Here is a 23557-nt window from a genome sequence, read left to right as displayed (position 1 = left end):
AATGACGATGAAATTAACCGTGATTGGATGCTATGGAGGGTTTCCGGCAGCAGGTGAAGCGACATCAGGCTATCTTTTTGAATCAGATGGCTTTCGTCTTCTTGTAGACTGCGGAAGCGGTGTTCTTTCAAAGCTTCAGCAATACATTGATATAGAAGAACTAGATGCTGTTCTCCTTTCTCATTATCACCACGATCATATTGCAGATATCGGACCACTCCAATATGCGAAGCTAGTGGGATATCATTTAGGAAAAAGCAGCGGCCCGCTTCCGATTTATGGACATACGGGTGATCAAGAAGCATTTGGACGGCTATCTGATGATGTACATACAAAGGCAAAGCCCTATCACCCGGAAGAAGGAATTCAACTAGGACCATTTCAAATTGATTTTTTGAAAACGGTTCATCCGGCAGAATGCTATGCTATGAGAATTCAGGCAGAGGATGCTGTGGTCGTGTATACAGCAGACTCAAGCTATCAGGACGCATTTATTCCATTTAGCAAGGGGGCAGATCTGCTCATTGCCGAAAGCAATTTTTACGCTGGACAGGACGGATCAGGTGCTGGACATATGAACAGTACGGAAGTAGGGAAGATGGCAAAGGAAGCAAATGTTGGGGAACTCATCATCACCCATCTGCCCCATTTTGGTCGTCATAAAGACCTAGTCAATGAAGCACAGGCGTTATATACTGGCAGTATACAGCTTGCCCATTCAGGGCTTAGATGGAACAAGGAAGGAAGATAGAGATGCTGTTTATCGATAACGAACAACATTATGATCCAATGATTAATTTGGCAATTGAAGAATATTGCTTAAAATATTTAGATCCAGAAGAAACATATTTACTGTTTTACATCAATCAGCCGTCGATTATTATTGGAAAGAACCAAAATACAATAGAAGAAATCAACACGAAGTATGTGGAAGACAACGGAATTAAAGTTGTGCGCCGCTTATCCGGCGGTGGTGCAGTTTACCATGACAAAGGAAACTTAAACTTCAGCTTTATTACAAAAGATGATGGGGATAGCTTCCATAACTTTAAAAAGTTCACGGAGCCAGTCATCAAAGCGCTTGAAAAGCTAGGCGTTAAAGCTGAATTGAGCGGCAGAAATGACATCATGGCAGATGGACGTAAAATTTCTGGAAATGCCCAGTTTGCAACAAGAGGACGTATTTTCAGCCATGGCACACTGCTATTTGATTCAGAAATTGAACATGTCGTTTCGGCTTTAAATGTGAAAAAAGAAAAGATTGAATCAAAAGGCATCAAATCGATTAGAAGCAGGGTCGCCAATATTAGTGAACTGATGGATCAAAAAATGACAACTGAAGAATTTAGAAAAATTCTTTTAAGCTACATTTTTGATACAAATGGGGATGTGCCTCAATATCGCCTGACTGAAAAGGATTGGGAAAAGATTCACGAAATTTCCCGAGATCGCTATCAAAAATGGGAATGGAACTACGGCCGTTCACCGAAATTTAATTTGCAGCATTCTAAGAGATTCCCTGCAGGCTCCATTGATTTGCGATTAGAAGTGAAAAAAGGGATGATTCAGGATTGTAAAATCTTTGGTGATTTCTTTGGCGTAGGGGATATTGCCGATATTGAAAAGAGACTCATTGGACAGCAATATGATCGTAAAACAATTAGCGACGTATTAGAAGATATGGACATGCGTCACTATTTCGGCAACGTATCAAAAGAGGATTTTCTTGATTTGATTTATTAATCGCGGGAAGGCACGGCTAGAGATAGCGGTGCTTTTTTGATTGAAGGAAATGAAAGCGATTTACATTTGATCTTGTGGATTTTTTCGATTGTCTATTATAATAGAAAGGAGGAATGTTTGGCCATAAAATGAATGGTTATTCATTCATTGATGACACGTAAGGGGTGGGAGAATGGATTTGATCAAAAATCTTCAGCAGACGGTGATGACGAAGGGAGAAAGTATCGCACTGATCTTTGAAGGAAAGAAGTGGACCTATCGAGAGCTGATGACAAGTATCGAGCGTTTTGCAGATGGATTAGTCAACGAAGGGTTTCAAGCTGGGGATCATATTGCGCTTATTTTAGGAAATTCACCGCATTTTGTCATTTCTTTTTTTGGCGCATTAAAGGCAGGGGTAGTCGTTGTACCTATTAATCCAACATACACACCTAGTGAAATTGGATATATGCTCGTCACAGGTGATGTAAAAGGCATTGTGGCACCTGAACAGCTTCTGCCAGTGTACGAGCAGGTGTATGAACAGCTTCCGTCCATTGAAAAAGTCATTATTTGTGCAGAAAATGAATCGGCGTGCAGATCAAGCTTCAAGGAAGTATCTGATCGGCTTGTTTTCTTTGGAAAACTTGTGTCAGGTGCTGCGAATGAAAACGTACATCCTTCCATTCAGCCAGATGATACCGCAGTTATTTTATTTACATCTGGCACGACAGGAAAACCAAAAGGCGCCATGCTCACTCATCTCAACCTTTATTCAAATGCCAGAGATACCGCTGAGTATTTATCGATTGACGAAAAGGACAAGGTCATTGCCGCTTTGCCAATGTTCCATGTTTTTTGTTTAACAGTCTGTATGAATGCACCGTTAATGCATGGCGCGACGATTTATGTCTTGCCGCATTTCAGCCCATCAGAGCTTTTGCACATGATGGAAAAAGAGAAGCCAACGCTATTTGTTGGTGTTCCAACCATGTATAACTATTTGTACCGTCAGGAGGGGCATAATGAAGCGATGTCATCTGTGAGGATCTGTATATCAGGCGGTGCCTCAATGCCCGTTGCCTTACTCCATGGATTTGAGAAAAAGTTCGGAGTGACGGTCCTTGAGGGCTATGGGTTATCAGAGGCATCTCCAGTGACTGCATTCAATCCTCTTGATGGAAAAAGAAAGCCGGGTTCTGTCGGGACGGACATTATGAATGTGAAGAATAAAATTGTGAATGAACTTGGAGAAGAAGTTGGTCCTAATGAAGTTGGAGAGCTGATAGCAAAAGGGCCAAACATCATGAAAGGCTATTATCAAATGCCAGAAGATACGGAAGCTGCACTAAGAGACGGCTGGCTGTATACTGGTGATTTGGCGAGAAGAGACGAAGAAGGATATATTTATATTGTCGATCGGAAAAAGGATATGATTCTTGTTGGCGGTTATAATGTTTATCCAAGAGAAGTAGAAGAAGTACTTTATCAACATGAAGCTGTAGCAGAAGCCGTCGTCATCGGTGTGCCAGACCCAAACACAGGAGAGGCAGTCGTCTGTTACATTTCCCCTAAGAAACATGCTCACATTAATCAAGAAGACATCATCACACATTGTTCACGCTATTTAGCGAAATATAAGCAGCCCCAAACGATCCATTTCATAGATGATATTCCAAAAAACACAACAGGTAAAATTTTAAGAAGAGCGCTAAAGGAGAAGTATCAAGCAGAAGAAAGTAAATAAAAAAGGGAGTCTCTGATGAGGAGGCTCCCTTAGCATGTAGACAAATCCTCGCATGCAAGGCGTTCTATTACGCTGAAAGAAGTTTAGCTCTTTTGAATGGCTTCTTTTAACTGTCTTTGAAAAGATTTCGAGTGTTTTTCATTCAGTTCATAAAACGTCCCATCGACTAAAAAAACGATCTGTGATCGCTTGGTCCAAAGCTGAAAGGTGGTACCATTTGTTCGTCCGAACATCACCTTGGCGATATAATCGGGCTTTTTTAAATTTTTCTTGAGATGATTGCTCGTTTGTTTGCCTTTATTTAATTCTTCAATTAAATCTTCTGCTGTGTCCTTATCATCTATTTCATAAGAGATGGATTCATTCGCTGGCGAGAGCAGCAATTTTTCTACTCGATTCTCATCAAAGATTTCGCTCGTCCGGCTGAACACATAAAAGAAGGTGATTAATAAAAGTCCAAAAATCACAACTCCTGCAAGGATTTTCTTCATTTTGATCCTCCAACTCACTGTTTTACATGTAGCTTCTCCGATTTTTGAGTCGCATAATCATTTTTTTCGCGAAAGCTTTTTCAGATGGGGCATGCTATGATGGAGCCACATGAGACAGGTTCTAAACGAAAAAATGTGTGATTAGAATAGAGAGAGGAATGGAAAGGAGGCTGACCTGTGCGAGTACGTAAATGGGTAGCTCTTGCAACGTTAGCATACATATTGTACGGTCTTTTTATTTATTCATATCTGTTTCTAATGGGGGATTCATCAGTACCTGAAAGTGTAAAAGGGACAAGTGCAGATCCGCATACCTTTATGACAAGTCATGAGCTTGTGATCAGCGAGAATTTCTCGAACATACGAAATCTGCTGTATTTCATAACCATCCCATTAGATTGGTATGTCTTTTTCCTTTTGCTCATTTCAGGGTTTTCACGGAAAATAGCAGACTGGAGCCTAGCAGCAGCTCGCTTCACGTTTTTAAGTAAACTTGTGTATGTGTTTGTGCTGTCGCTTCTAACAATGCTCATTTCATTGCCAATTAAGTGGATTGGCTATCAGCTGTCCTTGCACTACGGAGTATCTGCACAAAGTACGGCAAGCTGGTTGAAAGATCAAACACTGGATTTTTGGATTCAATATCCGCTCCTTGCCCTTTGTGCTATCGTATTTTTTTGGCTGATTCAAAAAAGAAGAAAGCGCTGGTGGCTGTATGCGTGGTGTTTGACAGTCCCAGTCACGCTGTTTCTCTTCTTTATACAGCCAGTCGTCATTGATCCGTTATATAACAATTTTTATCCACTAAAGGATCAAGCTCTTGAGAAGAAGATATTAACGCTGGCAGACAAAGCGCATATTCCGGCAGATCATGTATATGAGGTCAATATGTCTGAGAAAACGAACACGATGAACGCTTATGTCACAGGAATTGGTGAAAATAAGCGCATTGTCTTATGGGACACAACACTGCAAAAGCTGAAAGACCGCGAAATTTTATTTATCATGGCACATGAAATGGGACATTACGTCATGAAACATGTCTATATTGGGTTAGCAGGATATTTAGTGCTGTCACTGGCCGGATTTTTTGCCATCGACCGTCTTTATTTTTATCTTTATGAAAAAGGAGCCGCCTCATTTCGACTCAAGGTGTCACACGACATCGCTGCTCTTCCGCTTCTTTTAATCATCGTATCGATGCTGTCATTTGCTGCTTCACCTTTTACAAATGCCGTGTCAAGGCATCAAGAACGGGCAGCCGACGAATATGCGGTGAACATGACAAAAGATGGGGAGGCAGGCGTAACGTCTTTTCAAAAGCTTGCAAAATCAGGGCTGTCCCAGGTAAATCCACCATTTTTAGTGAAGATTTTCCGCTATGGACACCCGACCATGATGGAGAGAATCATGGATATGGAAAAAGCGGCGGAAAAAGAAAAAACGCCGAAAAAGCAGTAATAAAAAAATCCGGCTGGATCAGCCGGATTTAGATTGTTGACAAAGGGCTAAAATGATTTTTATTTTAGTTCTTTGTCTTCTTTTCAGCGTGATAGAAAACCTTTGAAGTCTAGGAAGGACGAGTACCGGAGCGGAGCGAATTGAGCATTCGTGAGCACCGGCACGCAGGACTGACACCGAATGCGAGGGTTTGTCTACACGCTGAATCCGGCTGGATCAGCCGGATTTTTTTATTACACTTGGTTAGTTAGAAGCCGCTTGAACGTTGATTAACCCTTTTCCATAATAGAATGAGTCACCAAGCGGTGTCGCTGTATTTTCTAAGCGCTGGCGAACCTGTGAATTTGTTAGGTTCGGGTTTTTAGAAAGAATAAGCGCTGCTGCTCCTGCTACATGAGGAGACGCCATAGATGTTCCAGTATAAGAAGTGTATCCACTGCTTGGTACTGTACTTAAAATAGAAGTACCAGGTGCAGAAACATCTAATTCAGGACCTGCGCTAGAAGATGAATTTCTGACATTGTTACTGTTTACATTGGCAACGGCAATTGTAGAATCATATTTTGCTGGATAGCCAACTGTACTGCTAGAGCCGCTAGAGCCAGAATTACCTGCGGCGGCAACAACAACGACTCCACGGTTATTCGCTGTATCAACAGCGTTTTTAAGTGCTGTTGAACCGCTTGGACCGCCTAAGCTCATGTTGATGACATCCATGTTATTGGCTACAGCCCATTCAATACCGCTAATAATCCAGCTGTATTGTCCGTCGCCATAACGGTCTAATACTTTTACAGCATATAGGGAAGCACTTGGAGCGACCCCGAGAACACCAATTGTGTTATCAAGGGCAGCAATGGTTCCAGCTACGTGAGTTCCGTGTGATTGAAAGTCTTGGGTGGCATTTGGCTCTGAAGGGACGAAGCTCGCACCGCCTGCAACATTTAAGTCAGGGTGTGCTGCGTGGATTCCAGTATCAAGGACAGCTACTTTGACATTAGCACCTTTATAACCTTGAGCGTGTACAGCTGGAGCTTTGATTTGAGGGATTCCATAAGGGACGGTTTGTGCATATGCTTCTGCTTTATGGTCTTCTTCTACGTAAGCAATGCTAGGGTCATGTTCAAGTTTTTTGGCGGCTTGTTCGGACATTTTCACTTGTGCAGCATTAATGAGGCGGTATTGTTTTTCTAGTTTTCCACCATTTTGAATGACAGCTTGTTTCTTAGAGCTGTTTGTGGTGGCAGAGGCTTTAAAACCAACAATATAGCTTTTTTCACTATCTGTTTTGGAGACCGTCTCGGCATTTGCCATGGATCCTCCAAACCCTGCTGAAAACAGAAGAGGGACAGCCAATAAAACACTTGTCATCACATTTTTCTTTTTCACGCACATTCCACATCCCTTTTTTCTTATTTCAGAATAATCATCCGTAGTCTATAAGAATGACCCGTTTGATTATTCTGTATATTCAGTTTAAGGGAAGTAGGCAAATAAGAGTAGACCCGAATTTTTGTGAAAGTCCTAGCGAAAATTGGGGAATTAAGTCACTTGGAACTGGTGGTAAAATATGTTTATTCTATCATTTCAGCGATGATCTATTAAAAAGGGAGTGTGCTTTTTTTCTCATGATCCATTTCCGGTTAAATATTCGATACCCGAAATGCCATAAAATAGGTAGAATCGTCTAGCATCTATTTCGAATTTCGATATAAAAAAATATTATTTTATCATTGTTTTTGTCATGAAAAAAAGAACCTGCTAAGATACAGGCTCTTTAAGAAGGGGCGGATTGAGTTAAATGGCTGACCACGTTGTAATCACGGACCTTCCATTTACCATCTGTCCATTCCACATAATTTAAGCAAGCATTGACAAGTCTCGTGTTCTGTAGACCCATATGTTCATCAGCCAAAGTGGTGAGTAAAGCATGGATAGCAGCACCGTGAGCCACGATCAGGACATGTTGATCTGGATAGGCTGCTCTGACTTTCTCAATTCCTTCTAACATGCGGTTTTGAATCGTCTCTAGTGGTTCCATATTTGGATACTGTTTATCTGGAAACAGCTTTTGCCGCTCCTCAAACGACATGCCTTCAGCGTCACCGTAATCTCGTTCAATGAAATCATCCATGATGACAAGTGGGGCATGAACATGATTTAAAATCAAGTTTGCTGTTTCTTTTGCCCTTATGAGTGGACTGGAAATGACAACATCCCAATGGACATCCTTTAAGTAAAGTCCAGTTTGTTCAGCCTGCCATTTACCTGTGTCGTTTAAAGGGATGTCTGTTCGCCCTTGAATTCGTTTCGCCGCATTCCAATCTGTTTCCCCGTGTCTGACTAGGCAAATTGTTGTCAATCAAATCCCGCCTTTTCTATCTTTTCTTCTATTATACTAAAGCATAAGAAAAAAGACTGTATTAGCGATTTGTCAGGCTTGTTAAGGATTCGACGGAGCTTGCAACTTGAGACACCGTTTGTTTGACTTCCTTCAATTCGTTAAGGAAGGTCTGAAGATCAATTTCAATTTTACCGTTTTGGTTTTTGCTTAAGTTCATGCTGCTGACGATATCATCGAAGAGTGAATTGATTTGTGTCATTTTTTCTTTACTGTCTGTTACAAGTAAATTCACGTCTGCAATGTGCTGAGACACGATGGCGATTTGTGAATTGGTATTGTTGACGAGTTCAGATACAGTTGAAACCGTTTTCTTCGTGTCCTCTGATAATTTGCGCACTTCGTTTGCAACGACAGCAAAGCCTTTTCCATGTTCACCTGCTCGTGCAGATTCGATTGAGGCATTTAAAGATAACAAGTTCGTCTGCTCTGCAATGCCTGTGACAATCCCAAAGATTTGTTCAATTTGTTTGGCGATTTCTTCAAGGCGCTTAATTTCTGTTTCAATCTTCGTCATGCTGCCATCAATTTGATTCATTTGTGTTTGCTGAATTTCTAATTCTTTTTTACCGCCGATTGATTTTTCTTCGACCTGTGCTGAAATTTGTGTTCCAGCTTGTGACATGTCCGCCATCTCATCCGATTTTGAGACAAGCTTGTCGACTGCACTTGTTGTGTTTGAGAAGAGCGAAGCAAGCGAATTTGAAGTCTCCGTGATTTTTGTATGAAGCTCCTGCTGCTGCTCTTCTGCTTCATCACGAATTTTAGAATATTCATTTTGGAATGTGTCTAGGACAAGCTGCTGCTCTAAATTTAAAATTTTCGTCGTCGCTTTGACTGCTGTCTGATATTCTTTGAAATCTTGGATATGATGAGCGAATAAATCCATAATTGATAGCAGAAGGTCTTGGAATGCTGCCATGTACCATTTAGGCTGGAGTCCAATTCGTAAATGAACTTGCGCAATTTTTATGCGTTTTGCCACATAGGCTTCGTCAATCACACCTGCAAACATTTCGCTAATATGAATGCGGAGTGTTTTTTTCAAACGATCGACAGAACTATTGTCTTGAATGATATGCATCAAGGAAGACTCGACTTCTAAATTTTTATAAAACTTATCAACAATAAGTGCAATATCATCCTGAACAATTGGATTGAGCTGCTTTAATATCAATAGGTCATGCTGCGTCAGGTCGATCATTTTGATTTGTTTGGCGATGTCCGTATTGTTCGAGAAGTTGATTCGTTTTATCCCATCATCCTGCTGTGTGAAAAAAGCAGTGTTTTTTCTTTTCGGCTCTTTTTTAAATAACAATGTGTTAGTCCCCCCATAATCATCACAAATATCAGACTTTATGTTTTTTATCGGATAATATTGGATTTTTTAAAGGGGAACGAGTGAAATTTTACTGTTCTGTATATGACCTTTTTAGTGGTTTCTTAGCAGGGCCTTCTACTACTTCTCCAGTAATAGAAAAACGTGAACCGTGACACGGACAATCCCAAGTGCGGTCACTATTATTCCAAGCGACCTCACAGCCTAAGTGAGTACACGTTGTATCGACAAGAAAGACATTCCCATCCTCTGATTTAAAGGCGCCGCACTTTTTATGTTTATACGAGATAATGCCGCCCTCGCCTGGTTTTAAATCATCGATCGTTTGGTCAGTTCGTTTGAATTTACCACTGATCAGCTTGGCAGCGACATTGGTATTTTCTTTAACGAAATCTTTGACGAAAGAGTCAGAAACAGGTCTTGATGGCGTAAAGATTGATTCGTATGGATTCGGTTTTCCTTCAATTAAATCACCGATAAGAGTAGCTGCCACGTGGCTTGTGGTCATGCCCCATTTTCTAAAGCCAGTCGCTACAAAGATATTCTGGTGGTGTTTGGTTAGGCGGCCAATGTAAGGGATTTGATCCATTGTGACCATATCGTGTGTCGACCAGCGATACAGCACTTCTTCTATTCCAAGAGTGGCGTCTCCAAACGTTTCTAGTCCTTCATAGTGAGCGGATTCATCTCCGCCTTGTCCGGTTTTATGGCCTTCTCCTCCGATGAGGACTACTTCTTCACCGTGCCATTCTGCCGTTCTTAAAGAGTGAGCAGGCTGGTCAATTCCTAAGTACATTCCGTCTGGGAGCGGTTTGGTTGTTTTAGCTGCTACGACATAAGACTGCTCTGGATGAATTCTGGTGAAATAAAGTCCTTTCCCATCATAAAAAGGAAAGTGTGAGCATGAAATGACATAGCGCCCTGTCAGATGATGTCCGCTTTTTGTGACGACAGCAGGCCGGTTCCCTTCTTTTACATCAACAGCGGTTGTTTGTTCAAAGATACGTACACCTCGCTCTAGGAGCTTGTCGATTAGCGCATTGAGATAATGAAGGGGATGAAACTGTGCCTGCTTGGTCATCGCAAGAGCTGCTTTGATGTCAGCGTCAAAAGGAAGCTTTGTTTTCCATTCCCGGTCAATACCAAGCTGTTTGTAGGCATCTAATTCCTTCTTTAACTTTTTTACACCGCTTTCTTCCTTTGTATAAAGGTAAGCATCTTTTATCTCTAACTGACAATCGATGTCGTGCTCTTTGACACGAGCTTGAATGAGGTCTTTTGCTTTCTCATTTGCTTCTACATACAAACGTGCTTTTGGCATCCCAATTTGTTGAATCAGTTCATGGTAGTATACATCATGCTGTGAGGTGATTTTAGCTGTCGTGTGTCCGGTCGTGCCTTGCAGCAATTGATCGGCATCAATGATGATTACATCTAGCCCTCGCTCTGTCATTTCAAACGCCGCAGCGATCCCGGTAATACCGCCGCCGACAATGATCACATCTGCTGTGAGATCCTCACTCACAGCAGGAAAAGAATGTTTCTGACTGCCTGCCAGCCATAACGATTTTGCCTGTTCCATTCCTTTATGCTCTTGTTCCATGTTGTCGCCTCCACTTGACTTGTTGTGTATAATTTTTCCACAATGCTGAAAATCATACATCTAAAAGGAAACAGGGCGCCATACATAAAAAAGCCGTCAGCACATAAAAATAAACAAGATAAAAGGAAGGAGTGGACTAACTTGTCAACAAAGCAGCCGAAGAAAACATTGCCGCCTCAGCACCAAAATGAACGTCCTGGTCTTGAATATAAAATGAACCCCAGACCTGTCTTTGATCGTGAGGTGCAGGACAAAAAGTTAGCAGGAAAAACAGCCATTGTGACCGGAGGAGACAGCGGGATCGGAAGAGCAGTCTCTGTCTTATTTGCGAAGGAAGGTGCCAATGTCGCCATTGTTTACTTAAGTGAACATCGCGATGCCGAGGAGACGAAAGACTATATTGAGAAAGCGGGAGGCCGTGTCATCTTAATTGCAGGTGATTTAGGGGATGAGGCTTTTTCAAATGAGGTCGTCAAAAAAACAAAAGATGCCTTTGGTTCCATTGATATTTTGGTGAATAACGCCGGGGAACAGCATCCGCAAAAAAGCATTGAGCAAATTACCTCGCATCAGCTTCTTCGGACGTTTCAAACGAATATTTTTGCCATGTTTTATTTAACAAAAGCTGTTCTTCCTCATTTAAAAAAAGGAAGCAGTATCATTAATACAGCATCTGTCACCGCCTATAAAGGGCATGAAACATTGATCGATTATTCATCCACAAAAGGGGCGGTCGTAACCTTTACGAGATCATTATCCTTATCTCTCATTAAACAAGGGATTAGAGTGAATGGGGTAGCTCCCGGCCCTATTTGGACACCGCTGATTCCATCAACCTTTACGGAAAAAGAAGTCTCTGAATTTGGCGGAGATGTCCCAATGGAACGTCCTGGTGAGCCAGTAGAGCTTGCGCCAAGTTATTTATTTTTAGCGAGCGAAGACTCATCTTATATGAATGGACAAATGCTGCATGTGAATGGCGGGACCATTTTAAATGGATAAACAAAAAACTTGCGGTAAAGAGACGAGTTGCTGTCTCTCTGCCGCAAGTAAAATCATCATGATTGATGTAAGCAGTGTTCTGCATATTGAGCTGACAGGTCATTGAATCGCTTTTCATCACGCTGATCCAGTGCCTTATCAATCTCTTCTCTTAGGAAGGTTAGGCGCTGTTTATAAAGCGCTTCATCTAAAACCATTTGAATATAGATGTCTAAAATGGTGACGCCGTTTTCTTCGGTTTTTTGGGTGTTGCGGGACTTCATGAGCTCAGCATACGTTTTTTTCTCTTTCATAAAGAATCCCCCCGATGCCTTTTTTATAGTATATGGATTGGCGGAGAAAAAATCAACAAGAATTTATAATTTTTAGACAATTTATTTTTGAGCAGAATCGACACCTCTTGTCCAATCGACAGGATGTGATATATTTTTAAAAATGGCTTTTCGATAGATCGAATGGACTAAAAAATTTGATAAAAAGATGAATTTTAATAAATTTTGAAAAAATCCTGTCGTTTCTTATATGTTGGTGATAGATTAATAGTATCTTAAATAACCAAATATTAACACAGGAGGAAATGAAGTGTCAGGAATTAGTGAAACACCTTTAGATTCATACGTCATTAATCAAACAACAATGGCGGTCCTTCCAGTTGAAGAAGGAAAAAGAGTATATTCAAAAGTCATAGAAAGAGAGACAAGCTTTTACGTTGAATTAAAACCCCTGCAAATTATTGAACGCAGCTGCAGATTCTTCGGCTCAAGCTATGCAGGCAGAAAGGCGGGAACATACGAAGTAACAGGAATATCCCATAAGCCTCCAATTGTGATTGACTCATCCAATCATCTGTATTTCTTCCCAACTTATTCATCCAACCGTCCTCAGTGCGGCTGGATCTCCCACAAATACATTCATACCTTCCAAGAATCATCCCTCGGAGACACGGTGGTCACCTTTACAAATGAGCAAACCGTCAAACTTGATGTCTCATATAAATCATTTGAGAGTCAGGTGCACCGAACAGCATATCTCCGAACGAAATTTCAAGATCGTCTGGATGGAGGTCTTCCTAAGAAACAAGAATTTATGCTGTATCCAAAGGAACAGCAGCTCAATCTCGTATACGATTTTATATTAAGGGAGCTACGTAATAGATATTAGTTTAAAGCCAGCGGCAGAGCAGCCGCTGGACCTCTTATCAGCATGAATGCAATGCAAAAAGGCGGCCATACATCATCAAGATGAATTCTTTGAAACCAAATACGTATGTCTCGCCGTCTATTGGTTGTGTTGGGAAATGACAGGGAAATGTGAATCCTTAGACGTATTTTCATCCATTTACTCATAAATCACAGAAGTGACACGAGCTTGTCTGTTACAATAAAAGAAATCATTTCTTGCAAAGAATTCTTATGTGGTAAAGGATGCTCATATTTGACCGATATGAACGAATGGGATAAAGAAATGGAGGCTCTGTATGAAAAAACAATCACATTTGGTGCTGCTATTTATCCTAACAGTGACATTACTAGCAGCCTGTCAGCAAGCAGGTCAATCGCCTTCAAAGCAAGACGCAAAAGAAGCTGCTTATGAACAATGGGTTCAGTCTTATATGGATGAGTTAAATGAAGCATATGATAAGATGACCGATCAGTTTATCTCAGATGGACATGGAAAGATCCAAACAAATAAAAAATTGACAGAAGCAACGAAAGCATTTGATCGTGTGATTCAAAAAGGGCTTGATCATCAAGAAGTTCCAGCCGCTTATCAAAAGGCCGATCAACAATTAAAGACAGGTCTTGCTTCCTTTGAAAAAGGGATCAGTAAGGTGGAAAAGCTCTTGAAGCACCCCGATCAAGAGAAGCTGTTTATTTCCGCTACCCATCATTTTCAGGATGGCTTGCAGCAGACAGCCGCATTTATTGAAGAAGTAGGTCAGATTCAGCAATCATCCTAAAAAAGCCCGGAAGGTTTACTTCCAGGCTTTTTTAGATGTGAAGTATTTTCTTTAAACGGCGAACGCCCTCTTGAATCATGCTTTCGTCGGTACAGGCGAATCCTAGCAGTAATCCCTTTCGATTGCTTTCAAAACAATAAGGACTTAATGGATAAATGCCAACGCCAGCTGCTTTTGCTGCCTCAATGCTCCCTTTTTCATCAAAGTCTTGTGCTCCTTCTAAAAAGACATGAAGACCCGTATCGGTTCCATAGATACGGAAGTGTTTGTCAAAGTGATGTGTCAAAAGGGCTTCCATCATGGCTGCCTGTCTTTTTTTATACAGCTGTCTCATTCGTCTGACATACCGCGTGAATTCTCCTTCTTTGAAAAAAGAAGCGAGTGTGATTTGTTCCATAATGGGCAGCTGTCTTTGAATGAGTGATTGCAGTGCGGCAATTTCTTTCATAACGGCTTTGGAGCCGATAATGGCAGCAAGGCGGATGCCAGGTGCCAGCACTTTTGAGAAGCTTAAGATGTAAATCACATGCTCGGGTGCTTCTGAAAATAGGGAAGGGAGCGGCCCGCCATGGTAACGATAATCTCCATCAAAATCGTCCTCTAATATATAAGACTGATGGCTGACAGCAAACTTCAGCAGCTGCTGCCTTCTGTTTACACTCATACATACACCAGTTGGACGCTGATGGGAAGGCGTCACAGCAATCAGTTTTGTTCGCCGGGGCAATGTATTCACCACCATTCCTTCTTCATCAACTGGTGCGGGGTGAATGTTCATTTCCCGATTCATAAACGACAGCCTTGCCCCAGGGAAACCTGGATCTTCAACAGCCACTGTATCACCTTTTTTAAGCAATACCTGTGAAATTAAATCAATGGCTTGCTGCGTGCCACCCGTTAACACCATTTGACCTTCTTCTACATCGATCCCGCGTTCAACAGATAAGTATTGGCGTATTTCTGAACGCACTTCCCATAATCCATGCGGAGAGGAATAGCCCCAATCCTTCATATCTAATCGCTGTAATGCTTTCATGAGCGAGCGTTTCCATATGTTTTGAAAGTGGGCGTCGATGGCTGGCTCTTGATGACGAAAATCAATATCAAGCTTCTCATGATATTGATTGGCTGACAGCCAATGATCCATTTGTTTTTCGGCCTCTTCAAAGTGAGGTCTGATCGGAGGTGAGAAAGGCGGTTCACTTTGATAGGGAGGAGAAGCTGTATATTGATCACTTGAAATAATCTTTGTACCACCTCTTCTAGATGTGCTGACGTAGCCTCTTGCCAGCAGCTCATCGTAGGCAAGCTGTACGGTGGATCTTGATACATTAAGCTCCTGAGCTAACACTCTTGTCGGTGTTAACTGATCGTCGGGATGCAGTTTTTTTGAATGAATTTTTTGAATGATCTCAGTTACGATTTGCTGCCAGAGCGGGGTAGCGCTTGAACGGTCTAAATGAATATACATCGTGCACCTTCTCTCGTTTTCACATCATAAGTTGATGATGACACGGAATTATGGACTGGTCAATAGTGTCATTTTTGGATGTGGGAAGTAAGCCAAATGGTGTGTACACTGTTCTCATATGCAATGACAAAGAGGAGAGAGTCAAATGATCCCAGCATCCAAAGAAGAAACGGCACACCTATCCATCATCCCGTTTATTTTCGTTTTACTTGGTCTTTTTATGATTACGATTGCTGTGAATCTGCAAGTGCCCCTTTATACGGCGTATGCAGAACAAGCAGGGTACGGAAAGGCGGCAACAGCACTTGTATTTGCCGCGTATGTCTTCGGACTCATTCCAGTTTTGCTTTTTCTTGGCGGCATTTCAGATCGGGCTGGTCGCAAGCCGATTTTATTGGTCGCCCTTAGTTTTTCGTTATGTGCCACCTTGTTGATGATTGTGCACCCTTCCATACAAATGCTCTTTGCTGCCAGGCTGCTGCAAGGAGTCGGACTTGGTCTTAGTGTTGGAACATGCACCGCATATTTGATTGCTTTATATCCAGAGAAATCAGGCTGGATTCCAACTTTTATTGCATTATGCAGTTCGGTTGGATTTGGGGGCGGTGCTCTTTTTACGGCACTTCTATCTTTTCAGCGTGTGTCGCTCACGCCGCCTAGCTATTGGATTGTGCTGGTCTTTTTGATCTTAACCATTACAGGTGTCTTCTTTTTCGTGCCGCCTGTACAAGGAGATTCAGGTAAACAGGTGATGAACATGCCAAGGTTTCCAAAAGGAACAATGCCGGCGAATGCAGCCATTGCTATCGCATGGTCGGTGTGCGGTCTGGTCATTTCGATTTTGCCAGCACAGCTTAAATTAAATGGTTATGAATTGTGGGTAGGACCGGCACTCTTTTTAATTAATATGGCAGGTGTCCTGATGCAGCCCTTTGTGCGCAAGATGAATAGCAGTACAGCGCTCCTTGCGGGGTTTATCTGTCTTCCATGCGGATATGGCCTCTTGCTATACGGTGCAAGCAGCGGGTCTATCTTCCTTGTGCTTGCCGGAACGATGCTGGCGGGTACTGCCTGCTATGGATTTACTTATTTAGGTGGACTTCAGCTCATTGTTGAGCGAGGGAAAAAGGAGGCGGCTAGAGCCGTTGCAGGGTATTACTTGTTTGCTTATTTAGGACTTGGTATTCCGAGTGTTTTTGTTGGATTATTTGCTGATGTATACGGTACTCAGCTCGTATTAACCCTCTTTTTCTTGCTCGTTTTGGCTGCCTGCCTCATTCTATTGATCTCAGGTGTCAGGCAGAAACAAAAGTAAGATGTCCATCTTTCTCTTTCTCCTCCAATTCGTTTAAAATATAGAGAGGAGAGGGGAAGATGAACATGAAAAAAGTGCAGCTTGATGGCGCAGCGTGCAGGTCGCAAGAAGAGCTTCATGACCAGCTAAAAACAGTTTTACACCTTCCTGACTATTACGGAAAAAATCTTGATGCCCTTTGGGACTGTTTGACAGGAGAGGTGGCTCTTCCAGTAGAACTGACATGGGTGAATTTTCAAACGAGCAAAGACGCTCTTGGTGATTATGCTGAGAACTTGCGTCAGTTATTTCAAGAAGCAGAAGAAGAACTGAATGGACAATTTCAATTTGATATTCAATCATGATGAAAAAAGCAGCCGCTGCCGCAGGCTGTTTTTTGAGTTTCCTTTTCTTAAATGTTGTAAATAGGTGAGCCCTCTGCTGATTTTTTATTGTGGATTCATAAAAATATGTTGCGTGAAGGAAACTTTCTTCAAAATATGTTATAGTGGAACCTACATTGATAGACTAAGGTAGAGTGAGGGTTCGGAAAGGATGAAGGAAAAAACAAGATCAAAGAGAAGACTGAGGCCTTGGGTCAAAGCCGTGCTGTTTATCATGGCATTTGTCATGGTGATGGCAGTGTCTGTGACTGGATACGCATACTATAAAATTTCAAAAGCGTCGAATAAGGCGCAAGTATCATTAGAAAGAGGAGACACCTCGCAAAAGCGTGTGAAAGCTTTTGATCCAGGAAAGGACAGCTTTTCGGTGCTGCTGCTTGGAATTGACAGCCGTCCAGGTGAAACGGTAGACGAAGCAAGGAGTGATGCGGTCTTACTGGCGGCGGTGAACCGAACAGACAAAACCATTAAGCTTCTCAGTATTCCTCGTGATGCTTATGTGGATATACCGGGAAGAGGATATGATAAAATTGCTCACGCTCATGCGTTTGGGAGTGCAGATTTGTCAGTCAAAACGGTCGAAAACCTATTGAACATTCCTGTAGACTATGTGATTTCAGGGAACTTTAAGGCGTTTCAAGACATTGTGGATGAGCTAAATGGAATTGACGTAACGATTAAAGATGAAGGTATCGCAAAACAAATGGAAAAGGATTCAAAAGGGAAAGTTCATGTGCAAACAGGAACACATACGTTAAATGGCGAAGAAGCTTTAGCCTTTGTGAGAACGAGAAAAGCAGACAGTGACCTCATGCGCGGAAAGCGCCAAATGGAGGCACTTCAAGCCATCTTTGAAAAATCTAAATCGATTTCTTCGATCCCGTCATACGACAACATCATTGATACGCTTGGTGATAATGTCTCAACCAATCTTTCCATGAAACAGTTCATCGGTCTTTTTCCATTACTGAGCTCATTGAAATCAGTAGATACCATTCAGCTAAAGGGCCATGATTATCAGCCTGGGAATGTGTATTACTTTGAGTTAGATGGACCAGGATTAGAAGAAGTCAGAACAGAGCTGAGAAACCAGCTTGAATTATCATAAATAAGAAGGAGCCTGCCGCCGCGGCAGGCTTTTTTCTTTGAAATGGGTACCACGGCGCATTTCAGCAAGAAGTTAATTTGCTTGATGCAGAAAATATCCAGTCAGCAGTTCCTCTACTCGATGACGTATACGCGGATTAAAGTATTTATGCTTTTCTTCATAGCCATTTATGATAAATAGATACGTTGTAAATCCTTCATCGTGTTCAATTTGCTGTACCTTCATATTTTCTTTACGTAAATGCTGCTTCAGTTCGTAAAGTGCCTTCTGTGCTTCCTTTAACACGGAGGTCACAAGCTGAATGTATGGTTCATTTAATTTAAATGTTTGATGTTGTTTTAAGTGTGTCAGATCACGATTGAGGATGGAGATGACCATTGGGAGAAAGATGGCCTGTTCCATCATTTGAAGCTGTATTCTTGATAGTCTCGTCATGTCCAAGCCTGCTTTCTTTAAATATAGAACAAATGTTCTTGTTTATTATATCGAATGAGTCAAACAATCTCAAGGGGGCGAGTGGGATTCATTTGTATATTTTTATGTTTTCCATGTAAAATGAAATGTAGACAAACATTGAAGGAGTCAAACAAGTTGACATCATTTCTTTCTCTATTTACTCATGAAAATATCACATCATTTTTTGAAAGCTACAAGGCCTTTGGACCAATTGTTGCTATATTGCTTCCTCTGATTGAAGCATTTCTTCCGTTTTTACCACTCGTGGCGTTTGCGGTGGCAAATGCAAATGCATTCGGCCTTTGGGAAGGCTTTTTATTAACCTGGATCGGTGCAAGTGCAGGGTCTATTCTTGTCTTTTTACTGATCAGAAAATTTGGACAGATGAGAATGCTGAACTTTATCAGCAGACACCCTTCCATTAAGAAATTGATGCTTTGGGTGGAGAAGCGGGGATTTGGTCCGTTATTTATTTTACTCTGCTTTCCTTTTACACCTTCTGCTGCCGTCAATGTAGTAGCAGGTTTATCAAGAATTAGCATGTGGCAATTTGCACTAGCTGCTTTAGCTGGTAAGTGTGTCATGCTCTTTATCATTAGTTTTATCGGTTATGATCTTTCTGCTTTAGTAAAGAATCCGTTAAGAAGTGTTTTTGCGGTTCTAGTTATCGTTTTATTATGGTATGTTGGAAAGAGAGTAGAAAATAGGTTGAACATTCGAATGAGCAAGCGTGAGGACAAAGGAGGCTCTTAATGAAAAAGAAGCCATTGCTATGGTTGATGATTATTACATGCATCGTCTTATTGTTCCAGGTAAAGAATTTCATGTTTGTGAAGTATAAAGTAGAAGGGGTTAGTATGGACCCCACATTTACAAATGGAACAGAATTATTAATCAACAAGTTCTCGCCAAAACTCACGAAAATTAGCCGGTTTGATTATGTGTTATTTCACGGACCCAAAAATCAAATTTTGATTAAACGGGTCATTGGGCTCCCAGGAGAATCAATCAAATATGTAGATGATCAGTTATTTGTCGATGGTGCAAAATGGAAAGAACCCTATTTAAAAGAGCAGAAAAAAAATAAAATGGGGAATGTCCTGACAGGAGATTTTCAGCTGAAAGCACTCACAGGGCAAGATAAAATCAAAAAAAATCATTACTTCGTAATCGGAGATAACCGAATACATAGCTTCGACAGCCGGCATTTTGGAACGATTTCAAAGGATAAAGTAGTTGGTGTCAAAAGAAATCAGCATGAATAAAAAAAGAGACGCTCTGCACATGCAAAGCGTCTCTTTTTTTATTTTGCGGCTTTATAATCAGGATGTCTTTTTGCCCAGACATGATGTAAGAATCGAAAAAACGGTGGCAGCATAGCAATGACAAGAATGATTCTAACAACTTGTACAGCTACTACAAAGGTTGAGTCCTCATGGAGTGTGACTGCTGTTGTTGCCATTTCTGCAATACCGCCAGGCGAAAAGGCAAGAATGGCTGTAATGACAGAAATGCCTGTGACCTCTGCAATGGCAATTGAACTGAGAACCGTTGCAGCAATCAGTCCAGCTGAGCTGACGACGGCTACAATTAACGTGTTTTTAAGCCCGACAAACATCTGTTTATTCATTTTTGAACCGATGGTTGCACCTAGAAATACCTGTGATGCGATATTCGCTTGTGCTGGCCAATAAGGAATCAAATCATGACCTATGAGCGCACCTGCACCTACTTGAAGAGCTGCAACTCCTAACATGCTGCCGATCAGCCAAGGGGCAGGGAAATGAAGACGAACTGCCAGGCGTGACATAAGCCAGGCACCTAAAATAAGTGCAGCAGTCCACGAGATATTTGACAGGGTGAAAACGCCGGATGAAAAGGCGCTCCCTTGCACGCCTGCAGCTGCATCCGCTGGACTTTTTGTATTTAAATAGAACACCGTAAATGGGATGGTGAGTACCACCATTAATACACGTGTTGTTTGTACGAGACTGACAACGGCTGTATTTGCTCCAACCTCTTGGGCAATCCCTGGCATAGCTGATAGACCGCCTGGTGCTGTTCCGACAAAGCTGGTCAGCATATCTGTTTTACTCAGCTTCCATAAAGCAAAGCCAGAGAGCATCGCCAGTAGAATAGAAAAAACGAGCATGAAACTCACAGGGAGCCAATGTTCAGCGAAAATATGAAGAACTTTCATGTTCATTTTTTGTCCGAGTTCGATTCCGAGAATAAATTGACCAAGGAGTAGCCATCTGCTGTGAATACGCAAGGTGTTGTTTCCTTTACGCTGAAACAGGGTTGGACGTCGCATGGCAATAAATGCAGCTGTGATTAATGTACCGATCATCCAGCCAATAGACATTCCTGTTAAAGACAAAAGAAAACCACCTAAACCGCTTATTGCGATCAAAATGAGATCGGTTCGAAGGCTGTTTCCTTGTTTCATCACATGTAAACCTTCTTCCTATAATTTTGTTCAGTAAGTGAAATGTTGTTATCTTCACTATAATACAAAAGTCTCTATAAATAAAATACGAATTTTTTTACCATTTTCATAAGATTAACTTATCAAGAACCTGACAGCATCTTGATAAAAGTGAAGATATAATTTTTACCAAAAACAAAAACAAATATACAACGATTTTCCCCTATTTTTGTTATCAGTTGACTATCATTTTCAATTACACTACAATCCTTAGTGTGAGGTGATAACATGAAAATTCCTTCTTTTAAATATAATGAAAAGGGATTGAATCGTTTTTTCGGTCCTTTAGAGGGAAGAATTATGGAGATCCTTTATCAAGGTGAGGATATGCCGATTAAAGAAGTGCAGCAGAAGCTGTCAGATGAAAAGCCGATTAATTTCAACACGGTGATGACTGTGCTGAACCGCTTAACCGAAAAGGGAATTGTGGAGAAGAAAACAAAAGGGCGTTCATCTATTTATAATCCTATTTTAACAAAAGAAGAATTTCTAAATGAGCAGACAAAATGGATTACGCAAGGTCTGATGGACGATTTTGGTCCACTGGCAGTGAATCATATGGTGGATGCAATTGAAAGTGCTGACCCTGAATTACTCAAAGTGCTTGAAGCAAGGCTGGCATCCAAAAAAGAGGAGCAGCAAAATGAATAAAATGAAATCGAGCCTGCTATTTTTAGGCGGTATATTGATTGGTTTAACGATTTTTTATCAGATGGGGTATTACGTGCTTTCAAGCTTTTTTGGCTGGAATCAAGCATATAATCTCATTCATGTATGCCAATCTGTTCTCGAATTCTATGGATTCACTCCTTTGAAATATTTTCTAGATGCTTTAGTGCTCTATACACTGGGATTTGCGATTTTCTATATGACGAAGCAAATCAAAACGTACATTCAATTCAAGCAAAATCTCATGCTTGCAGTCAATCACGAGTCGACCGAATCTTTATCTGAGAAATATGCAAACGACATCGTTGTGTTTCATTGTCATGAACCGCTTGCTTTTGCCATGGGGATGCTTCACCCAAAGGTTTACCTATCAACGTCTCTCATGGACATGCTGGATGAAGAGGAGATTGACGCTGTTGTTCATCATGAATTGCACCACAAATACAGCTATGATCCTTTAAAGGCCTTCACATTCTCAATGCTCACAAAAGTTATTTGGTACATTCCAGTGTTAAAGCATATGAGACAAAGCTATTCCGTTTTTCGTGAAGTGATCGCAGATGACTATGCGATTCGGCAGACAGGCACTGAGCTTGGAGTAGGGCAAGCCCTTTTGAAACTCATTAAAAAGAGAACTCAGTTTCAAAAACAAACGAAGTTTGCGGTATCCTTTGGAGATCGGGCATTGAATTTAAGAATACAAAAGATCTTAAATCCAACATACAATATTCCTTTCAATGTACCCATCATTCCCATTGTCACATCAACCATTCTCATGGTGGTCTTGATGATTATGCTTAATCTAAATTACTAATTTTTTTTACTTATTAACATTACATTATGTAGTGTAAAAACAGGAGGAAATCACTATATGAAAACGAATCAAGAAATAGGAACACTTTTCGTGCGTGTTATTTTAGGTTTGATCTTCTTTCTACACGGACTTCAGGCATATCAAGGAGGTCTGGGAGGAACAGCGGCATTCTTTGGACAAATCGGTATACCGGAATTTATGGCCTATATTGTGAAGACAATTGAACTGGTCGGTGGTATCGCCTTGATTTTAGGTCTAGGAACACGTATTTTCGCAGCGCTATTTGTACCAATTATGGCTGTGGCGATTATGACGGTTGGTTTTTCTAAAGGATTTGTTGGCGGTTATGAATTTGAACTATCACTGCTTGTCATGGCGCTTTATTTAACACTTAGCGGCAGTAAGATGCTGTCCATTGATGGGCTGCTAAAACATCAGCAGCAAAGCAATGAAGCAAAATTTCATTAAACAATCATGAAAAAAACTCCTTCTGCTATGTGTGGCAGAGGAGTTTTTTTATTTATCAAATTGTCGTTTTCACGTTTGAAAAAGATGAGAGGTTTGCTGAAAATAGTCCTTTATTTTATAGATTGAATGAACAAAAAGACGATTTCATTTTTTGACGGAACATACGATCTCCTATTAAAATAGGACTATCTAAGACACATGGTGCGTTAAAAGATATAAAAACCATACAGCATGTTGCTGTTCATCTTGAGCAATACGTTTCATCAGCTCTTTTGTTCCTTGATCCCGGACATAATCTGATACCGTTAAGTAAAAATCGACCGTTCTTTGTTCATCTTTAAATGCGAAAAGAAGCCCTTCTCTAAATTGATCTGGACAAGGTTCTGTTACGCTTGGTTTGTGGTTTTTACCTGTTAAAGAATAATATAGCTTTGTAAATAGTTGATAGTGTCTGACTTCATCCTGGCGTATTTCTTGAATGATTTTTTTTGCCTCAGGAGTTTTTGCTCTTTGGGCAAGTTTTTCGTAGCATTGGATTGCAGAATATTCACCATTGATCGCTTTTTCAAGGTCAGAAATGATCCTTGTGTTTTGGCGCATGTCATATGGCGAGTAGTCATAATAACCGTAATACATGATATTGCCAGCCTCCTTTAAGT

The 23557-nt window shown here is 41.1% G+C and carries 24 protein-coding genes and 1 pseudogene; 15 read left to right on the top strand and 10 right to left on the bottom strand.

Translation table 11 applies throughout. From position 1 onward, the window contains the following. The first annotated feature begins 7 nt into the window (after positions 1-7). From AC3WTB_RS04600 to AC3WTB_RS04590, 3 genes are all read left to right on the top strand, one after another. Positions 8-751 (top strand): MBL fold metallo-hydrolase, encoded by a 744-nt coding sequence (locus AC3WTB_RS04600; RefSeq protein ID WP_268429516.1) that lies wholly within the window; start codon positions 8-10, stop codon positions 749-751. Between the two features lie 2 nt (positions 752-753). Beyond that, positions 754-1743, top strand: a complete 990-nt coding sequence (lplA, locus tag AC3WTB_RS04595) for a lipoate--protein ligase (RefSeq protein WP_024425472.1) — start codon at positions 754-756, stop codon at positions 1741-1743. Positions 1744-1915: 172 nt separating this feature from the next. After that, complete coding sequence (locus AC3WTB_RS04590; protein WP_492333393.1) at positions 1916-3469, top strand: fatty acid--CoA ligase family protein; 1554 nt, start codon at positions 1916-1918, stop codon at positions 3467-3469. A gap of 83 nt (positions 3470-3552) precedes the next feature. On the opposite strand, the gene AC3WTB_RS04585 is transcribed toward AC3WTB_RS04590, so the two are convergent. Then, complete coding sequence (locus tag AC3WTB_RS04585; protein WP_492333392.1) at positions 3553-3960, bottom strand: YhfM domain-containing protein; 408 nt, start codon at positions 3958-3960, stop codon at positions 3553-3555. A 177-nt stretch (positions 3961-4137) separates the two neighbouring features. On the opposite strand from AC3WTB_RS04585, the gene AC3WTB_RS04580 reads away from it, so the two are divergent. Beyond that, positions 4138-5421 (top strand): M48 family metallopeptidase, encoded by a 1284-nt coding sequence (locus AC3WTB_RS04580; protein WP_492333391.1) that lies wholly within the window; start codon positions 4138-4140, stop codon positions 5419-5421. A 243-nt stretch (positions 5422-5664) separates the two neighbouring features. On the opposite strand, the gene AC3WTB_RS04575 is transcribed toward AC3WTB_RS04580, so the two are convergent. From AC3WTB_RS04575 to AC3WTB_RS04560, 4 genes and pseudogenes are all read right to left on the bottom strand, one after another. Further along, a complete protein-coding gene (locus AC3WTB_RS04575; protein ID WP_047202379.1) occupies positions 5665-6810 on the bottom strand; it encodes a serine alkaline protease SapB in 1146 nt (381 codons plus the stop codon). Positions 6811-7198: 388 nt separating this feature from the next. Then, positions 7199-7783 (bottom strand): histidine phosphatase family protein, encoded by a 585-nt coding sequence (locus AC3WTB_RS04570; protein ID WP_492333390.1) that lies wholly within the window; start codon positions 7781-7783, stop codon positions 7199-7201. A 61-nt stretch (positions 7784-7844) separates the two neighbouring features. Then, a pseudogene (locus tag AC3WTB_RS04565) lies at positions 7845-9152 on the bottom strand (globin-coupled sensor protein); the annotation flags it as partial. Positions 9153-9231: 79 nt separating this feature from the next. Further along, on the bottom strand, positions 9232-10764 hold the full coding sequence (locus AC3WTB_RS04560) for an FAD-dependent oxidoreductase (protein ID WP_492333389.1): 1533 nt from the start codon (positions 10762-10764) through the stop codon (positions 9232-9234). Positions 10765-10905: 141 nt separating this feature from the next. Between AC3WTB_RS04560 and AC3WTB_RS04555 the strand changes: the two genes are divergently transcribed. After that, on the top strand, positions 10906-11766 hold the full coding sequence (locus tag AC3WTB_RS04555) for an SDR family oxidoreductase (RefSeq protein WP_024425480.1): 861 nt from the start codon (positions 10906-10908) through the stop codon (positions 11764-11766). A gap of 56 nt (positions 11767-11822) precedes the next feature. On the opposite strand, the gene AC3WTB_RS04550 is transcribed toward AC3WTB_RS04555, so the two are convergent. Next, entirely contained in the window at positions 11823-12059 is a 237-nt protein-coding gene (locus tag AC3WTB_RS04550) for an IDEAL domain-containing protein (RefSeq protein WP_008348804.1), read from the bottom strand. A gap of 289 nt (positions 12060-12348) precedes the next feature. Here AC3WTB_RS04550 and AC3WTB_RS04545 point away from each other — a divergent pair, with 289 nt between their 5' ends. Then, complete coding sequence (locus AC3WTB_RS04545; RefSeq protein ID WP_024425481.1) at positions 12349-12927, top strand: competence protein ComK; 579 nt, start codon at positions 12349-12351, stop codon at positions 12925-12927. 316 nt (positions 12928-13243) lie between these two features. Beyond that, positions 13244-13726: a hypothetical protein gene (locus tag AC3WTB_RS04540; protein WP_252057798.1), complete on the top strand. Its 483-nt coding sequence runs from the start codon at positions 13244-13246 to the stop codon at positions 13724-13726. Between the two features lie 31 nt (positions 13727-13757). Here the strand turns inward: AC3WTB_RS04540 and pdxR are convergent, their stop codons facing one another. Then, on the bottom strand, positions 13758-15197 hold the full coding sequence (gene pdxR, locus AC3WTB_RS04535; protein WP_492333388.1) for a MocR-like pyridoxine biosynthesis transcription factor PdxR: 1440 nt from the start codon (positions 15195-15197) through the stop codon (positions 13758-13760). Positions 15198-15342: 145 nt separating this feature from the next. On the opposite strand from pdxR, the gene AC3WTB_RS04530 reads away from it, so the two are divergent. From AC3WTB_RS04530 to AC3WTB_RS04520, 3 genes are all read left to right on the top strand, one after another. Beyond that, positions 15343-16512, top strand: a complete 1170-nt coding sequence (locus tag AC3WTB_RS04530) for an MFS transporter (RefSeq protein WP_492333387.1) — start codon at positions 15343-15345, stop codon at positions 16510-16512. A gap of 65 nt (positions 16513-16577) precedes the next feature. Continuing rightward, positions 16578-16856, top strand: a complete 279-nt coding sequence (locus AC3WTB_RS04525; protein ID WP_024425485.1) for a barstar family protein — start codon at positions 16578-16580, stop codon at positions 16854-16856. Positions 16857-17046: 190 nt separating this feature from the next. Continuing rightward, complete coding sequence (locus tag AC3WTB_RS04520) at positions 17047-18003, top strand: LCP family protein (RefSeq protein WP_492333386.1); 957 nt, start codon at positions 17047-17049, stop codon at positions 18001-18003. Positions 18004-18075: 72 nt separating this feature from the next. Here AC3WTB_RS04520 and AC3WTB_RS04515 read toward each other — a convergent pair whose 3' ends face one another. After that, positions 18076-18438 carry a YhjD family protein gene (locus AC3WTB_RS04515; protein WP_024425491.1) on the bottom strand — a complete coding sequence of 121 codons (363 nt, stop codon included), beginning with the start codon at positions 18436-18438 and terminating at the stop codon, positions 18076-18078. A gap of 156 nt (positions 18439-18594) precedes the next feature. On the opposite strand from AC3WTB_RS04515, the gene AC3WTB_RS04510 reads away from it, so the two are divergent. After that, on the top strand, positions 18595-19212 hold the full coding sequence (locus AC3WTB_RS04510) for a TVP38/TMEM64 family protein (protein WP_095408145.1): 618 nt from the start codon (positions 18595-18597) through the stop codon (positions 19210-19212). Beyond that, positions 19212-19724 (top strand): signal peptidase I, encoded by a 513-nt coding sequence (lepB, locus tag AC3WTB_RS04505; RefSeq protein WP_492333385.1) that lies wholly within the window; start codon positions 19212-19214, stop codon positions 19722-19724. Before AC3WTB_RS04510 ends, lepB begins: the two co-directional genes overlap by 1 nt. A 38-nt stretch (positions 19725-19762) precedes the next feature. On the opposite strand, the gene AC3WTB_RS04500 is transcribed toward lepB, so the two are convergent. Beyond that, positions 19763-20908 (bottom strand): AbrB family transcriptional regulator, encoded by a 1146-nt coding sequence (locus AC3WTB_RS04500; RefSeq protein ID WP_492333436.1) that lies wholly within the window; start codon positions 20906-20908, stop codon positions 19763-19765. 267 nt (positions 20909-21175) lie between these two features. Between AC3WTB_RS04500 and AC3WTB_RS04495 the strand changes: the two genes are divergently transcribed. From AC3WTB_RS04495 to AC3WTB_RS04485, 3 genes are read left to right on the top strand one after another with little or no spacing between them, the layout of a single operon-like run. Beyond that, on the top strand, positions 21176-21598 hold the full coding sequence (locus tag AC3WTB_RS04495; protein ID WP_024425495.1) for a BlaI/MecI/CopY family transcriptional regulator: 423 nt from the start codon (positions 21176-21178) through the stop codon (positions 21596-21598). Next, positions 21591-22430: a M56 family metallopeptidase gene (locus AC3WTB_RS04490; RefSeq protein ID WP_039177640.1), complete on the top strand. Its 840-nt coding sequence runs from the start codon at positions 21591-21593 to the stop codon at positions 22428-22430. Before AC3WTB_RS04495 ends, AC3WTB_RS04490 begins: the two co-directional genes overlap by 8 nt. A 57-nt stretch (positions 22431-22487) precedes the next feature. Further along, complete coding sequence (locus tag AC3WTB_RS04485; RefSeq protein ID WP_039177642.1) at positions 22488-22898, top strand: DoxX family protein; 411 nt, start codon at positions 22488-22490, stop codon at positions 22896-22898. A 189-nt stretch (positions 22899-23087) separates the two neighbouring features. Here AC3WTB_RS04485 and AC3WTB_RS04480 read toward each other — a convergent pair whose 3' ends face one another. Continuing rightward, entirely contained in the window at positions 23088-23534 is a 447-nt protein-coding gene (locus AC3WTB_RS04480; protein WP_039177646.1) for a ferritin-like domain-containing protein, read from the bottom strand. Positions 23535-23557 lie beyond the last annotated feature (23 nt).

Source organism: Bacillus sp. EB106-04-04-XG123 (genome assembly GCF_058791855.1).
This window is presented reverse-complemented; position numbering and strand designations above follow the sequence as displayed.

Bases quoted from the DNA above. Each gene is read 5' to 3' on its own strand.
- AC3WTB_RS04600 (WP_268429516.1), top strand. From the start codon at position 8: ATGAAATTAACCGTGATTGGATGCTATGGAGGGTTTCCGGCAGCAGGT.
- lplA (WP_024425472.1), top strand. From the start codon at position 754: ATGCTGTTTATCGATAACGAACAACATTATGATCCAATGATTAATTTG.
- AC3WTB_RS04590 (WP_492333393.1), top strand. From the start codon at position 1,916: ATGGATTTGATCAAAAATCTTCAGCAGACGGTGATGACGAAGGGAGAA.
- AC3WTB_RS04585 (WP_492333392.1), bottom strand. From the start codon at position 3,960: ATGAAGAAAATCCTTGCAGGAGTTGTGATTTTTGGACTTTTATTAATC.
- AC3WTB_RS04560 (WP_492333389.1), bottom strand. From the start codon at position 10,764: ATGGAACAAGAGCATAAAGGAATGGAACAGGCAAAATCGTTATGGCTG.
- AC3WTB_RS04550 (WP_008348804.1), bottom strand. From the start codon at position 12,059: ATGAAAGAGAAAAAAACGTATGCTGAGCTCATGAAGTCCCGCAACACC.
- AC3WTB_RS04540 (WP_252057798.1), top strand. From the start codon at position 13,244: ATGAAAAAACAATCACATTTGGTGCTGCTATTTATCCTAACAGTGACA.
- pdxR (WP_492333388.1), bottom strand. From the start codon at position 15,197: ATGTATATTCATTTAGACCGTTCAAGCGCTACCCCGCTCTGGCAGCAA.
- AC3WTB_RS04530 (WP_492333387.1), top strand. From the start codon at position 15,343: ATGATCCCAGCATCCAAAGAAGAAACGGCACACCTATCCATCATCCCG.
- AC3WTB_RS04525 (WP_024425485.1), top strand. From the start codon at position 16,578: ATGAAAAAAGTGCAGCTTGATGGCGCAGCGTGCAGGTCGCAAGAAGAG.
- AC3WTB_RS04520 (WP_492333386.1), top strand. From the start codon at position 17,047: ATGAAGGAAAAAACAAGATCAAAGAGAAGACTGAGGCCTTGGGTCAAA.
- AC3WTB_RS04515 (WP_024425491.1), bottom strand. From the start codon at position 18,438: ATGACGAGACTATCAAGAATACAGCTTCAAATGATGGAACAGGCCATC.
- lepB (WP_492333385.1), top strand. From the start codon at position 19,212: ATGAAAAAGAAGCCATTGCTATGGTTGATGATTATTACATGCATCGTC.
- AC3WTB_RS04500 (WP_492333436.1), bottom strand. From the start codon at position 20,908: ATGAAACAAGGAAACAGCCTTCGAACCGATCTCATTTTGATCGCAATA.
- AC3WTB_RS04495 (WP_024425495.1), top strand. From the start codon at position 21,176: ATGAAAATTCCTTCTTTTAAATATAATGAAAAGGGATTGAATCGTTTT.
- AC3WTB_RS04490 (WP_039177640.1), top strand. From the start codon at position 21,591: ATGAATAAAATGAAATCGAGCCTGCTATTTTTAGGCGGTATATTGATT.
- AC3WTB_RS04485 (WP_039177642.1), top strand. From the start codon at position 22,488: ATGAAAACGAATCAAGAAATAGGAACACTTTTCGTGCGTGTTATTTTA.
- AC3WTB_RS04480 (WP_039177646.1), bottom strand. From the start codon at position 23,534: ATGTATTACGGTTATTATGACTACTCGCCATATGACATGCGCCAAAAC.